Annotated in this window: 15 protein-coding genes; 8 read left to right on the top strand and 7 right to left on the bottom strand. The window is 67.1% G+C overall.

The features are described from left to right. Positions 1-11: 11 nt before the first annotated feature. Positions 12-2,066 carry an AMP-binding protein gene (locus D1409_RS11985; RefSeq protein WP_123537226.1) on the bottom strand — a complete coding sequence of 685 codons (2,055 nt, stop codon included), beginning with the start codon at positions 2,064-2,066 and terminating at the stop codon, positions 12-14. A 154-nt stretch (positions 2,067-2,220) separates the two neighbouring features. Between D1409_RS11985 and D1409_RS11980 the strand changes: the two genes are divergently transcribed. Together D1409_RS11980 and D1409_RS11975 are read left to right on the top strand one after the other, a co-directional pair. Then, positions 2,221-2,802: a GNAT family N-acetyltransferase gene (locus tag D1409_RS11980; protein WP_123537225.1), complete on the top strand. Its 582-nt coding sequence runs from the start codon at positions 2,221-2,223 to the stop codon at positions 2,800-2,802. Positions 2,803-2,855: 53 nt separating this feature from the next. After that, complete coding sequence (locus D1409_RS11975) at positions 2,856-3,143, top strand: hypothetical protein (protein WP_123537224.1); 288 nt, start codon at positions 2,856-2,858, stop codon at positions 3,141-3,143. 76 nt (positions 3,144-3,219) lie between these two features. Here D1409_RS11975 and D1409_RS11970 read toward each other — a convergent pair whose 3' ends face one another. Then, a complete protein-coding gene (locus tag D1409_RS11970) occupies positions 3,220-4,074 on the bottom strand; it encodes an NAD(+)/NADH kinase (protein ID WP_123537223.1) in 855 nt (284 codons plus the stop codon). A 201-nt stretch (positions 4,075-4,275) separates the two neighbouring features. Between D1409_RS11970 and D1409_RS11965 the strand changes: the two genes are divergently transcribed. Beyond that, positions 4,276-5,478: a KaiC domain-containing protein gene (locus D1409_RS11965; protein ID WP_123537222.1), complete on the top strand. Its 1,203-nt coding sequence runs from the start codon at positions 4,276-4,278 to the stop codon at positions 5,476-5,478. Positions 5,479-5,720: 242 nt separating this feature from the next. After that, a complete protein-coding gene (locus D1409_RS11960) occupies positions 5,721-7,100 on the top strand; it encodes a hemolysin family protein (protein WP_123537221.1) in 1,380 nt (459 codons plus the stop codon). Positions 7,101-7,133: 33 nt separating this feature from the next. Here the strand turns inward: D1409_RS11960 and D1409_RS11955 are convergent, their stop codons facing one another. Next, positions 7,134-7,472 (bottom strand): ferredoxin, encoded by a 339-nt coding sequence (locus D1409_RS11955; RefSeq protein ID WP_123537220.1) that lies wholly within the window; start codon positions 7,470-7,472, stop codon positions 7,134-7,136. Positions 7,473-7,618: 146 nt separating this feature from the next. Between D1409_RS11955 and D1409_RS11950 the strand changes: the two genes are divergently transcribed. Next, positions 7,619-8,074 (top strand): universal stress protein, encoded by a 456-nt coding sequence (locus D1409_RS11950; RefSeq protein WP_123537219.1) that lies wholly within the window; start codon positions 7,619-7,621, stop codon positions 8,072-8,074. 35 nt (positions 8,075-8,109) lie between these two features. Here the strand turns inward: D1409_RS11950 and D1409_RS11945 are convergent, their stop codons facing one another. Further along, a complete protein-coding gene (locus tag D1409_RS11945) occupies positions 8,110-8,538 on the bottom strand; it encodes a universal stress protein (RefSeq protein ID WP_123537218.1) in 429 nt (142 codons plus the stop codon). A gap of 138 nt (positions 8,539-8,676) precedes the next feature. On the opposite strand from D1409_RS11945, the gene D1409_RS11940 reads away from it, so the two are divergent. Then, entirely contained in the window at positions 8,677-9,144 is a 468-nt protein-coding gene (locus D1409_RS11940; RefSeq protein WP_123537217.1) for a hypothetical protein, read from the top strand. 13 nt (positions 9,145-9,157) lie between these two features. On the opposite strand, the gene mptA is transcribed toward D1409_RS11940, so the two are convergent. From mptA to ahbB, 3 genes are all read right to left on the bottom strand, one after another. After that, positions 9,158-10,090 carry a GTP cyclohydrolase MptA gene (gene mptA, locus D1409_RS11935; RefSeq protein WP_123537216.1) on the bottom strand — a complete coding sequence of 311 codons (933 nt, stop codon included), beginning with the start codon at positions 10,088-10,090 and terminating at the stop codon, positions 9,158-9,160. A gap of 129 nt (positions 10,091-10,219) precedes the next feature. Next, entirely contained in the window at positions 10,220-10,789 is a 570-nt protein-coding gene (locus D1409_RS11930; protein ID WP_123537215.1) for a response regulator, read from the bottom strand. Positions 10,790-10,921: 132 nt separating this feature from the next. Further along, positions 10,922-11,971, bottom strand: a complete 1,050-nt coding sequence (gene ahbB / locus D1409_RS11925) for a siroheme decarboxylase subunit beta (RefSeq protein WP_123537214.1) — start codon at positions 11,969-11,971, stop codon at positions 10,922-10,924. A 385-nt stretch (positions 11,972-12,356) separates the two neighbouring features. Between ahbB and D1409_RS11920 the strand changes: the two genes are divergently transcribed. Beyond that, positions 12,357-12,680, top strand: coding sequence for a hypothetical protein (locus D1409_RS11920; RefSeq protein WP_123537213.1), 324 nt, complete (start codon positions 12,357-12,359; stop codon positions 12,678-12,680). A 146-nt stretch (positions 12,681-12,826) separates the two neighbouring features. Further along, positions 12,827-13,948 (top strand): anthranilate phosphoribosyltransferase, encoded by a 1,122-nt coding sequence (locus D1409_RS11915; protein ID WP_123537212.1) that lies wholly within the window; start codon positions 12,827-12,829, stop codon positions 13,946-13,948. Positions 13,949-14,039 lie beyond the last annotated feature (91 nt).

Below are 14,039 nucleotides of genomic sequence, written 5' to 3'. Positions count from 1 at the left end.
CGCGTCGGTGCTCACCGCGCGGCGTCGATCTCGTCGAGCGCGTCGGGGTTCTCGATGCTGGACATGTCGCCCAGATCCTCGCCGGTGTAGGTGCCCTGGACGGCCCGGCGGATGATCTTCCCGCTCTGGGTCTTGGGGAACTCGTCGACGAACAGCACCTCGCGGGGGCGGAACGGCTTGCCCAGTTCCTCGCCGACGAGCTGTCGGATCTCCTCGCGCAGGTCGTCGCCCTCCTCGAAATCGTCCTCGACGACGACGTAGAGGACGACCGCCGTCCCCGTGGTGTCGTCCGGGACGCCGACGGCCGCGGCCTGGTTGACGCCGTCGTGTTCGATGGCGGCGCCCTCGACTTCCGCGGGGCCGACCTTCCGACCGGCGACGTTCAGCGCGTCGTCGGCCCGGCCGTGGAGGAACCAGAACCCGTCCTCGTCCTTCTGGGCCCAGTCGCCGTGGTTCCAGCGGTCCTCCCACCTCGACCAGTACTCCCGGAGGTAGCGCTCGTCGCCTGACCACAGCGACTTCGTCATCGAGGGACAGGAGTCGCGAGCGACGAGGTACCCGCGCTCGTGCGTGTCGGCGATGCTCTCGCCTGTCTCGTCGACGATGTCGACGTCCATCCCGAGCCCCGGTCCCCCGAGCGTGCAGGGCTTGAGGTCCTGTATCGGCATCGGCATCAGGAAACAGCCGCAGATCTCGGTGCCGCCGGAGATGTTGATTATCGGGGCGTCGCCGCCACCGACCGTCTCGTAGAACCACAGCCACGACTCGGGGTCCCACGGTTCGCCGGTCGAACCGAGCAGGCGGAGCGTCGACAGGTCGTGGTCCTCGACCCACTCGTCACCGTGTTTGCGGAGCGCGCGGATCGCGGTGGGGGAGATACCGAACTGCGTGATCCCGTGCCGGTCGATCATCTCCCAGTAGCGGTCCGGGTCCGGGTAGTCCGGCGCCCCCTCGTACATGAAGACGGTGTTGCCGAAGTGGTGGTTGCCGATCAGGGTCCACGGGCCCATCATCCAGCCGATGTCGGAGACCCAGAAAAAGCGGTCTGCGGGCTGCAGGTCGAACCCGAAGTACAGTTCCTTGGCGCACTGGACGTTCACGCCGGCGTGGGTGTGGACGATGCCCTTCGGTTCCCCGGTGGTGCCAGACGAGTAGAGGAGCATCGACTCCCGGTCGGCGTCGAGTTCGCGCGTCTCGAACTCGTCGTCCCGCGTCGCGACGGCCTCGTCCCACCAGCGGTCCCGGCCCTCGGTCCACGGGATGTCGTGGTCGCTCGCCTCGGCGTCGCCGTCCGCGTCGCCCCGCGTTCCGAGCCGGTCGTAGACGACGACCTCCTCGACGTAGCCGGCCTCCTCGATGGCATCGTCGGCGGTAGTCTTCAGGCGGACCTCGCTCCCCCGGCGATAGAAGCCGTCGCCGGTGAACAGCACCGAGCACTCCGCGTCGTCGATCCGCGTCGCGGTCGCGTCGACGCCGAACCCCGAGAAGATGGGGACGGCGATTGCGCCCACCTTGAAACAGCCGTAGAGGATCGAGACGACCTCGGGGACCATCGGCATGTACAGCCCGACCGTGTCGCCGACGCCGACACCCTTCGAGTCGAGGTAGTTCGCGACTTCGTCGGTCTGCCGGTGGAGCTCGTGGAAGGTGACCTCGCGGACCTCCGTCGCCTCGCCGTTCTCGTCGACGGGTTCTCCCTCCCAGATGCAGGCGACCTTGTTGCGCGTCTCGACGTCGCTCGCGGCGTGGCGGTCGAGCACGTTGTGCGCGACGTTCGTCGTTCCCCCGGGGTACCAGTCGGTGAACTGCGGGCCTTCACTGTCGTCTCGTACCCGGTCGTACGGCTCGAAGAACTCCACGTCGAGGTACTCGGTCATCGTGTCCCAGAACCAGTCGACCCCCGACGCCGGCTCGTCCGGGTCGGCGCGCGTCGTCCTGTCGATCAGCTCCTCGTAGTCGTCGATATCGTACGCCTGCATGAACGCCCAGACGTTCGTCGACTCGACGAACTCGCGGTCGGGCCGGTGGACCACCTCGTCGATGTCCTCGAGTGAATCGGACGCCATACCCGAACTTCGCTCAGCTGTCATAAGTTACTTTCCCGAACGATCGTGTCGGATGTGGGTCGGATGCCGGCCCCGTCGGCCCGTCGGGTTCCGCGAGGGGGCGTGGGCGCACCGGCCCGCAAGTACTTTTCACGTGGCCGTCTGAGAGTAGCATATGTACGTTCGGGACGCGAAAAACCGCGACGAGGCCTGGTTGCTGGACCACATCGAGGCGATGGGGTTAGACGAGACAGCGTTCCGTTCGCGCGACTACGTCATCGCGATCGACGAGGCGTCCAACGAGCGCGCGGGGTTCGGCCGCTACCGGGTCCACAAGACCGACGACGGAGAGGTGTGTGAGCTCACGAGCATCGGCGTCCTCGACGGCTGGCGCGACCAGGGCGTTGGCGCGCACGTCGTCGAGCGACTCGTCAGGACCGCCGGGGACGAGGGGTTCGACACCGTCTACTCGCTGACCGACCAGCCGGAGTACCTCTCGCAGTTCGGCTTCGAGCGCATCGAGACGTCGGGACTGCCCGAGCGCCTGCAGGAGCGACTGGAGGAGAAGCGGGCGGGCGTCGCGCCCGAGGCCGTACCGATGCGCGTCGACCCCGAGCGATTCCAGGTGCCCGACCGCCTCCGCGAGTCGTTCAAGAGCGCTGCCGCCGCCGAAGAGGACACGGAACCCGAGGAGGGCCCCGAGGACTTCGGGATCGACCCCGACGAGGCCACCTACAAGTACGACACCGGACGGTAGCAGCGCGGGAACGGAAGGTTAAAGTCCGTATCACGGCCAGTTTCCAGACAAGAATGTTCGCGATCCCACTGCAGGTCATCGACGGGTTCCTGCTCAAGGTGAACATGGGCGACGCGCTCATCGTCGGGTTCGTCCTGGGACTGTTCGCCGTGGCCACCCAGCGGTCCCGGAAACTGCTGACGCTCCACCTCATCACCTTCGGCGCGCTCTTTCTCCTCGTCCCCGGTAGCATGTACGAACCCAGCGAGCTGAGCCTCCTCGGCAGCATCCTCCAGTACAAGATGATCGGCCTGATCCTCGTGGTCGTCTCGCCCGTCCTCTACACGACCGCGCAGAACTGACCGGCCGCTCGCTCCTCGTTCTCTCCCAAGTCACCAGTTCACGACGCGGTGTCGGAGCGCGTGCTCCGACCGCCGCTCACTCTATCTTCCCGAGCGCGGCGAAGAAGTCCAGCGGCGGTCCGGCGATCCGGATCGGTTGGTCCGCGCGTTCGATCGTCACCTGTGCCGGGACCGACAGCTCCTGTCGGGCGCGACCGTCGCTGACGACGAACCCGCCGTCGGCGTCGTCGAGTCGGACGGTGACGGTGCTGTCGACGCCGACGGTCAGCGGCGGCATCGACTCCTCGCCGCACATCTCCGTGAGGACGAGCGTCGACACGCTCGGGTGGACGAGCGGCCCGCCCTCGCTGAGGTTGTACGCGGTGCTTCCGGTCGGCGTGGCGACGAGGACGCCGTCGGCGTGCCCGCTGGTGTACAGCGAACCGTCGACGCGCACCTCGACCGCGGCGCCGCCGCCGTGGCCGCGCCGCGGCCCCTGCACGACCACCTCGTTGAGCGACGGCGGGAGCGACCACCCCTCGCCGGTCGCCTGCACGCGCGGCATGTCCCGCGTCTGTACCGCGCCGCGGGTCTGGTACTCCTCGACTTCCGCGGCGACGGCGTCGACCGCGTTCTCGGGTCTGACGGCGTTGAGGAAGCCGACCTCGCCGAGGTTGACCCCCATGATCGGGGTCGACCCGGCCGCTCGGGCGGCGAAGAGGAAGGTGCCGTCGCCCCCGATGCTCACCACGAGGTCGCAGTCGACGAACTCGTCGACGGGCACGCCCAGTTCGTCCGGGTCGGGGTGGTCGCTCGGCCAGGCGGCCGGGTCGTTGGCCGACTCCTCGTCGACGGCGACCGCGACGCCCATCCCGTCCAGGCGCTCGTAGAGATCAGCGACGATGGCCGCGGCGCGACTGTTACCCCGCTGCCCGACGATTCCGACTCGCATCGTCGGCGTGTTCGCAGTCCACCCCAATAAACGACGCCTTCGCCGTCCGCCGGACGGACAGCTCCGCGAGTGGCCCGACCGCTCGCACCCGACCGCTCGCATCCGACTGCTCGAATCAGCTCCGATAGTCGGCGGGCAACATTAATCCGTAGGGAGACTCATCTTCGGCCATGGTTTCCCCGAAAACCGGGTGCTGAACGCATGAGCGACGACGCAGACGACGACTGGTTCGAGGACGCGCTCCGCGACGACGAGTCCGAGGAGCCGACAGACGCCGGAGCGGACGAGTCGTTCGACGACGAGAGCGGAGACGACGACCCGTTCGCCGGTGGCGACACCGACGACCCGTTCGCCGGCGGCGACGGGGACGGCGACTCCTTCGGCGGTGCGGACACCGCGGAACCGTCGTTCGGCGGTGACGGCGACGAGACGTCGTTCGGCGGGACGGACGCGGAGGAACCGTCGTTCGGCGGGTCCGGCAGTGCCGGGAGCGGTCCGACCGGCGGCGACGACGGCGCGAGCGCGTTCGGCGACGTCGGGACCGGTGAGGAGAGCCCCTTCGGCGACGCGGGCGGCGGTGGTCAGTTCGGGGCCGACACGGACCCGGACGGCGACGGCGGCGGCCTGTTCGACGAGGACTTCTCCGACGCGATGGGCGGAAGCGGCGGCGACGCCGACTTCGAGGACGACGACTTCGAGTCGGACATCCCCCGCCTCGACATCGGTATCGAAGGGCTGGACAACATGGTTCAGGGCGGCATCCCGCTTCGCCACCTCATCGTCATCGTCGGCGGCGCCGGGACCGGGAAGACGACGTTCGGCCTCCAGTTCCTCCAGCACGGCCTCGAGAAGGAGGACACCGACCGCGGCGTCTTCATCACCCTCGAACAGACCTACGAGGACATCATGGCCACCGCCAACGAGCGCGGCTGGGAGTTCGACCGCCACGAGGAGGACGGCAACCTCGCGGTCATCGACCTCGACCCCGTCGAGATGGCCAACAGCCTCGACAACATCCGCGGCGAACTCCCGGAACTCATCGAGGACTTCGGCGCCGACCGGTTCGTCCTCGACTCCGTCTCCCTGCTGGAGATGATGTACGACGACGTCTCCCGGCGGCGCACCGAGGTGTTCGACTTCACCCAGAGTCTCAAGCAGGCCGGCGTCACCACCGTCCTCACCAGCGAGGCCAACGAGGACAACCCCTACTCCTCACGCCACGGCATCATCGAGTACCTCACCGACGCCGTCCTCCTCCTGCGCTACGTCCGCTCGGAGACCCAGGAGACCAGGCTGGCCGTCGAGATTCAGAAGATACGCAACGCCAACCACTCCCGGGAGACCAAACCCTACGAGATCACGATGGACGGCATCTCGGTGTACGAGCAGGCCAACATTTTCTAACCATCTTTTTCGCCGGGGGGTGTCCTCGCTCACTTCGTTCGCTGCGGGCACCCCCGGGCCAAAAACATGGGTGAAAAAACCGGTCGCTCCTGCGGTCGCGACCGGCGAACCGGCGCCTCCGGCGCCGGACGCTCGGTGTGGGGTGCGTCTCGACTAGTGGCGCCGACCGACGGCGCACCTGCGACCGTATCATCGCTCCTTCACACAAGGATTAACCTTCGCTCTCGTAAAATGCGATAGTAATGGGGTTATCACCGCTCACAGCGGTATCTGTGGCCAGTGTCACGCAGTCCGCTGTACCGATCGGGATCGAACTGGACCAGACGGGGATCACCGCGATCGGTATCGTCCTCATCCTGCTCCTCCTCATGGGGTCTGGCTTCTTCTCGTCGTCGGAGATCGCGATGTTCTCCCTGTCGAACCACCAGATCGACGCGATGGTCGAGCACGGCAAGCGCGGCGCACAGGCGGTCAAATCCCTCAAGGAGGACCCCCACCGCTTGCTCGTGACGATTCTGGTCGGGAACAACCTCGTCAACATCACGATGTCCTCTATCTCGACCACCATCGTCGGCTTCTACTTCGACGCGAGCACGGCGGTCCTCGTCTCGTCGCTCGGTATCACGTCGATGGTCCTGCTGTTCGGCGAGAGCGCACCCAAGTCCTACGCCGTCGACAACACCGAGACGTGGGCGCGGACCGTCGCTCCGCTCTTGCGTATCGTCGGCAAGGTGCTGTGGCCGCTCATCACGATATTCTACTACCTGACGAGACTCGTCAACAAGGTCACTCCCGGGGACTCGTCCATCGAGTCGTCGTACGTCAGTCGTGACGAGATCCGGAACATGGTCAAGATGGGCGAGCGCGAGGGGATCCTCGACGAGGAGGAACGCGAGATGATCCAGCGCACCCTGCGGTTCCAGAACACCTCCGCCAAGGAAGTGATGACTCCCCGCCTCGACGTCGAGGCGATATCCAGCGACGCGACCGTCGAGGAGGCCATCGAGGAGTGTATGGAGTCGGGCCACGCCCGCCTGCCGGTGTACGAGGGGTCGCTGGACAACGTGATCGGCGTCTTCGACATCCGCGACCTCGACAGGGACTCCAACGCCGACGCCCCCGATCTCGCTGTCGCGGACGTGGTCAGCCCGACGCTCCACGTCCCCGAATCCAAGAACGTGGACGAACTCCTCCTGGAGATGCGCGAGAACCGGATGCACATGGTCATCGTCGTCGACGAGTTCGGTGCCACCGAGGGGCTCATCACGATAGAGGACATCGTCGAGGAGATCGTCGGCGAGATACTGGTGGGCGACGAGGAACACCCGTTCGAGTACGTCACCGAAACGGAGGTGCTGGTCCGCGGCGAGGTCACCATCGACGAGGTCAACGAGACGCTCGACATCGACCTCCCCGAGGGGGAGGAGTTCGAGACCATCGCGGGCTTCATCTTCAACCGCGCCGGGCGCCTCGTCGAACAGGGCGAGGAGTTCGACTACGAGAACGTGACGCTACGGGCCGAACAGGTGGAAGACAGCCGTATCCAGAAAGCTCGGGTGACCGTCGACACCGTCGAACCAGCCGAAGAGCAGTCCTCGGCCGGCGACGACGAAACCGACTGACCGGCGGCGTCTCGACAGCCGAGACCGACTCCCTCACCAGTCGACGGAGAGCGAGCCGTCGCCGTTCGGGTCGGGGGCGATCTCCTCGTCGGTGCGGCGGTCGACGACGTGGATGACGCCGCGGTCTTTCTTCGCGGGGCAGACCTCCGCGGCGCGGACGTTGTCGTCGAGGTCCGATTCGTCGATAAAGTACGCCTCCGGTTTGGCGATGCCCGTCGAGATGTCGAGTTTCCAGTTGTCGGAGACTTCCGCGCACTTCCCGGCGCCGAAGCACTTGTTCGCCTCGAAGATGATCTTGTACGGTTTCTCCTCGACGGGCGGCGCGTCGCGCTCACCGATCGTGCTCGGATCGACGGGTCCGTCCTCTGCCATGCCACGCGATTCGTCCCAGCGGACCTTTCCTCTGTCGTTTCCGTCGCACGACGGCGACCGGACGGTCGGCCGGTCGGCCCCGCGACCAGCGACCGTCGTCCCGGGACGCCGCCGTCTATAAGATGTGGGCGACCGCACGACGAGACATGACCTATCTGGTTCCGTTCGACGGGTCCGCCCTCGCCGAGGCCGCGCTGGAGCGAGCGCGCGAGTTCGCGGCGCTCACAGACGAAGAAGTCCTCGCGCTGTCCGTCGTCCCCCTCGACGAGCGGGATTTCGCGGTCGAACGCGGCTGGATCGACGAGACGGACCGCTACGACCCCGACGACGTCGCGTCGGCCCTCGAAGCACAGGTGAAAGCGATCGCCCCCGACGCGACCTTCCAGTGTGAACGTCCCGAAGACGTGAGCTCCGTGGCGTCCGTGACGACCGACGTGGTTCGGACGATCCGGACCGTCGCGCAGGAGGCCGACGCCACGATCGTCTTCATCGGCAGCGAGAACGCGGGTCGCGTCTCGACGCCGGTCTCCAGCGTCGGCGCACCCGTCTCGGAGGACCCCCGCTACGATGTCCACATCGTCAGACACGCGGGCGACGACTGAGCGGCAGCGCGGACCGGAACCGCACGGAGGACCGCTCAGCGGACGACGGTGACCGGAACGGGAGACCGGCGGACAACGGCCTCCGCGACGCTCCCGAGCAGGATCCTCGTGACGCCCGACCGGCCGTGGCTTCCCATGACGATCTGGTCGACGTCGTGGTCCGCGGCGTAGTCGACGATGGCGCGGATGGGCTTGCCGACCTCTATCTCGCGGGTGACCGTGAGTTCGGTGTCCGCCGCGAGGGCGGCGATCTCGCCGAACAGTTCCTCGGCGGCGGCCTTCTCGCCCTCGTACCACTCCTCGGAGAACGTCGGGATGGAGGCCTGCGCGCTGTAGCCGGCCTCGGCGGGGTTGATCACGTGCAGGAGGACGACCTCGGCGTCGTCGAACTCCTCGGCGACGAAGTCGAACGCCTCGTGGGCCTGCTCGGACCGGTCGACCGGGACGAGGATGCGCTTGGCCATGCCTGCTATTCGATCGCACGGGGCATCAATCTTCGCCGCGTCCGGCCTTCGGCGCATGGTCTCGGGGCCGATCCCGGGGCGGTCGAGCGCCGCTGTCGACAGGGAAGGCTTAGGACGCCCGCGCGACTACGCGAGTCCATGATCTCCCCACTCGCGGTCGCGGGACCGCTCAATGTGGTCGCTGGACCGTTCGGTGCGGTCGCGTCGGCGCCGCTCCAGACGACCGGGGCGCTGGTCGCCGGGGCGACGATCCCGGCGCTCACGTGGGTCACGCTGGTCGTCTGGGTGTATCTGGACGCTCGCGCCCGCGACAGCGACCACGTCCTCCGCTCCACGGCGACCGTCGCCGTCTTCCCGCCCGCACTAGTGGCGTACGTCTACTATCGGCCCGAGCGCGCGCGCCCGCAGTCGGACGAGGAGCGGTTGACGCTCACGGTGTTGCTCGCGCTGCTGAGCGCGATGATGGCCGGAACGGTGTTCTCGCCGCCGGACGTGTTCGCACAGCCGCGGAACACGTTCGGAGCGCTGCTGGTCACGCTCCCGCTGTTCTACTTTCTGGTCTACCGCGAGGACGGGGCGAACGGGTCGGAAGAGGCGGCGTCCTGACGAGGTCAGCCCCTCAGTCGTCGCCGTTGACCTCCGAGCGGAGCGTCGCGACGTCGGCGACGCGCTCGGCGTGGGCGTTGTGCTGGTGGATCGACTCGTCGTTCGACTGCTCCATGCGGACGACGGCCTCGTCGTCGAGGTCCGGGAACTCCTCGATCACGCCCTCGGCCATCGCGCGCACGCAGTCCTCGACGAACTTCGCGTCGAGGTGTGACTGGTAGGTCATGTGGTCCTCGTCGGGCCGTTTGGCGAGGTTGTAGATCCGCGCGCTCATCGAGTCGCGCGCGACTTCGATGAGCTCCGTCAGGTCCACGTCCGGGCCGCCCTCGCTCTCGACGGTGAGCGTGGCGTGGCCGCGCTGGGAGTGCCCGGGCTGAGGGACTTCTTTGAGGAACTCCTCGATGGTCCGGTCGTCGACGCCCTGGTCGCGGAGTTTCTCGCGGGCGCGAGCGGCGGACATCCCCTGCGAGCAGGGACAGACGGTCATCCCGGTGACGCGGGCGCCGACCTCCTCGTGCGTGCCGTCCTCGGTCGCGGTCGCGGAGGCGATCACGTCCGCGGTCGACTGCGTCGGGAGGTCGCTCTCGGGCGTTCGCTCACGCGTGACGAACTCCGCCTCCATGCGGACCTCCGCCTGTTCGGTGTAGTCGTGTTTCTCGAGGAGCCGCTCGGCGGCGTTGCCGCAGATGTCCTCGACGCGGTAGTTGGTCTCGCTGACGGCCGCTTCCAGGGTCTCGTCGATGACCTGCATGTTGCGGCTCATGTCCGCGCCCTTCCGCCAGCTGGGCAGGTCGACGAACACTTCGAACTCGGCCATCAGGACGTACGGGCGTTTCTCCTCGCGCGCGATCTCGACGAGCTTCTCGACGCCGGTGACGCCGACGCGATTGAGGCCGACGGTCACGTCCGGGCTCGACGCCTGGACGTCCGGCAGTTGCGGAGTCATTGCGCCCGGCTTAGGACTTTCCCCGAATAGTGTTTTCGAAAGGACGGGTACTCGCCGCTCACGGCGAGTCCCCACGGAGCGTCCCCAGCGATCCCGACCAGTCGGGTTCGAGCGCTCTCTCCGACCGGTTCAGTCCTCGAGGTCGCGAAACAGCGCCTCGAAGTCGTCGTCGGCGAGGCTCTCGGCGGCCGTCGACAGCGAGTCGCGTAACTCCCCCCGCCGAGACTCGAGTTGCCTGAACTCCTCGCTGTCGTCCAGTTCCGCCTGCTCTTTCGTCGACTCCAGCGCGACGTACGTGCGAGTGACGCGGTAGTACTCCCGGAGCGTCCGCTCGTACTCCGCACATCGGAGCAAGCGGTCGATCGTTTCGAGCAGCTCCGCCCCCGTGACGGGCTTGACGACGTAGTCGTCGAACTCCATGTCGACGATGTCGAAGTCCGCGTCGACCGCGGTCACCATCGCGACGCGGGCGTCGAGTCCGCGCTCCCGGATCGTCTCCAGAACTTCGTCCCCCACCAGATCCGGCATGCGTCGGTCGAGCAACACCACGTCGACGTCCTCGTCGAGCTTCTCGAGCGCTTCTTCCCCCCCGTAGGCGGTTCGGACCGCGTGCGTCTCGCGGACGTGTGCGGCGTACGAGTCGGCGACCGCCGGCTCGTCGTCCACGATCAGGACCACCGCCCGCTCAGGACCCGTCATTCGAGTGTAGACATATGGAACAACGGGGCGCAAAAAGCTTCCGTCGGTTTCCCGTTCCCGTGACGACACCACTCCAGACGCGCCGGACTCGTCGCCCGACCCGCTCGGACCTGACCCGCTCCGGCCTCGACCCTACTCTCCCGCCCGGTCGTCGACGAGGTCCTCGTAGCGCGCCCCGGTCTGTTTGAGCGTCTCCGTGGAGTAGAGCCGCTCGTGGTCGTACGGCAGGTGCTCGTCCGCGAGTTCGTCGATCTTCTCGTCGACCGCGTCCTGTTCGCGCCCGTGGATCATCGTGAAGAGGTTGTACGGCCAGTCCTGGTCCGGCCGGCGTGGCCGGTGATAGCAGAGCGTGACGTAGGGGAGCCGCCCCACAGCGACGCCGCACTCGTCGAGGTCGTCGTCGGGCACGTCCCAGACGACCATGCAGTTGGCGTCGAACCCCGTCACGAGGTGGTTGACGACACAGCCGATCCGCTTGATACAGCCGTCGGCCAGCAGGCGCTCGACGCTGTCGAGCACGTCCGCCACCGGGGCGTCGACCGCCGCGGCCACGTCGGCGTAGGGGGTCGCCGTCAGCGGGAACCCCTCCTGTATCTCGAGGAGGACGCGCCGGTCGAGCGGCGTCAGGTCCGCCGCGGCCCGCTCGCTGATCGTCGTCGCCGACACGTCGGTCTCCGCCAGACTCTCCCGCGCGAACCGGTCGGTGTTGACCACCGGGAACTCCAGATCGATGTAGAAGTCGGTGAGCATCGGCAGGACCAGCACCGTACAGCCCGTCCGCTCCTCGATCTCCGCGAGGATCTCGTCGCGTCGCTCCTTCGAGGCGGCGGTCACGACGAACCACATGTTCCACTCGTGGTCGCGCGCGTAGTTGTGGTTCACCTGGTCGTACTCGTTTATCACCGCCGCGACCTCGTCGAAGCGGCCCGCGGGCGCCTTGACCGCCGCCAGCGTCGAACTCCCGATCACCGGCGGGTTGAGCACCGGCCCGAACCGCCGGAAGACGCCCGCCTCGTACAGACGCTGGACCCGCTCCAGCGCCTCGGCCTCGTCGACGCCGACATCGGCGGCGACGGCCTCGAACGGCCGCTCCCGGACCGGGAACCCGCTCTGCCACCCGTCCACGATGGCCGCGTCCACGGCGTCCACCTGTGCCCGCCAGTCCGCGGTCCCCTGACTCATTCGACGGTGGTTAGGAGTAGAGCGCCCTATCCCTTTCGGACCATCTTTTTCCCGGCCGGGTTTCCTCGGTCGCTGCGCTCCCTGCGGGAACCCGGCCGGCAAAAACATGGTCTTGCCGAGCGAAGCGAGACAAGGCTCGGGAGAGCTTTGCTCTCCCGGTGGTGAAAAAGGCCGGACGACTCGCTCACTCCGTTCGCTCGCGCGAATGCTCAGTATAGGCGATCAACTCTCCGAACTCGAAGGTCGTTCCACCGAGGCTTCGGCAGTCTCCGTCCCCGCCCGAATCGGAATCGAGTCCAAAACGAGAAGCACGGCCACGCAATATGAAGGCTTGAGACGTTCTCTCCACCACAACATTTACTTCGCTGACACGAGGTGCTACGGTATGGGGGAACGAGGACAGCGGGTCCGTTCAGTGACTTCGAGTGCGGCCCAGTGGCTGCTACGCAGAGCGCTATTGCTCGCTGTCGTCGCCGCGATACTGCTCGCTCTCATCGGCGGCTTCGTGGTCGTGCTGTTCGCTATCGACTGGTTCGCCGTGAACGCCCTCGGCGGACAAGGCGGACGGGACTACTGGGTTGTCGATCTCCTGACCGTAGTCAGCCTCCCCGTGTACCTGTTCGTCGTTTTCAGGTTGTTCTCCGGGGGGTACCCGAGTCCAGGCGGGAGAGCGGGCAAGTACGTAGATTTGGGCGACGACCTGCTGTAACTCGGATCCGCGTCGATCGCGGCGATTGTACGGTACCCTCGCTGCTGTTCAGTTCGCACGCCACACCGAACACTCCACACCCGACCCCTCACCACCGAGTCAGCCGAAGCGCGCCGCTTTATAATCCACAGTCCGAACGGCTTCGTATGGCACAAGCGACGCAGGAGTTCGGCGACTGGCCGCTCAAGCGGCTCATGACCGAGGTCGTCGGTTCGGGACACAAGTCCGCCGACGACATGGACCGCGACCAGGCCCGCGAGGCGTTCCAGCGGATCCTCGCCGGCGAACCGGACCACACCACGCTCGGCGCGTTCTGGCTCGCGAACCGCTGGAAGCGCAACACCCCCGAGGAACTCGCCGCCTACGTCGACGTGATGCGCGAGGAGAGCGTCGAGACGGCCGAACCCGAGGCCGACCCCGTGGACTGCGGCGCCAACTACGACGGCAAGGGCCGCTCAGCTATTCTGGGCGTCGCTGCGGGACTCGTCGCCGCCGCGGCGGGCACGCCCGTCGTCGTCCACAGCGGCGACCGCGTCCCGACGCAGAAACAGGACGCCTACAAGCACGTCCTCGACGAACTCGGCGTCGAGACGGAGCTTCGCCCCTCCGAGAGCGCCGACATGGTCGACGAGATCGGCTTCGGCTACTACTACCAGCCCGAGTTCAACCCCGGGATCGACGCGCTGTTCGACCGCCGCGACAACATGGGCGTGCGAACCTTCGTCAACACCGTCGAGACGCTCGCAAACCCCGCGAACGCCGACGTGCATCTCGGCTCCTTCTACCACCTCGCGTTCGCGACGAAGATGACCGACACGCTGCAGGCCGCCCAGAGCCAGACCGTCTCCCGGACCCTGTTCTTCCAGGGGATGGAAGGCTACGACGACGTGCGACCCGGATCGACTATCGTGGCCGAGTGGGGGTCGGTGCGGAGCACCGACGAATCGTCGAGCGGGGAGCGGAGCGACCCGAGAGACGGCGACGACGAACTCGACGACTTCGAGATCGAGACCGCCAACTACGGCATGGACTTCGAGAGCGAGGACCTGCAGGTCGACGACGTGGCCGGCGACTCCGCGGAGATCACGAAAGAGGTCCTGACTGGCGAGCGCGACGACCAGTTCGCCGACGCCGTCGCGCTCAACGCCGCACTGCGGATCTACGCCCGCGAGGACGCCGACTCGCTGGACGAGGGGCTCGAAATCGCCCGCGAGGTCCTCGACAGCGGCGAGGCCGAGGCGACGCTGGAAGCGCTGCAGGAGTTCTGAACGGGACCGACGACCGATCCGTTCCGGCGGGTCGTCGTCAGGTGACAGGTTTCGCGAGAGCGCGACAGTTTATTGCAGCGCGAGGCGGATC

The sequence above is a fragment of the Halosimplex salinum genome (assembly GCF_003730195.1).
Lineage (GTDB): Archaea > Halobacteriota > Halobacteria > Halobacteriales > Haloarculaceae > Halosimplex > Halosimplex salinum.
This window is presented reverse-complemented; position numbering and strand designations above follow the sequence as displayed.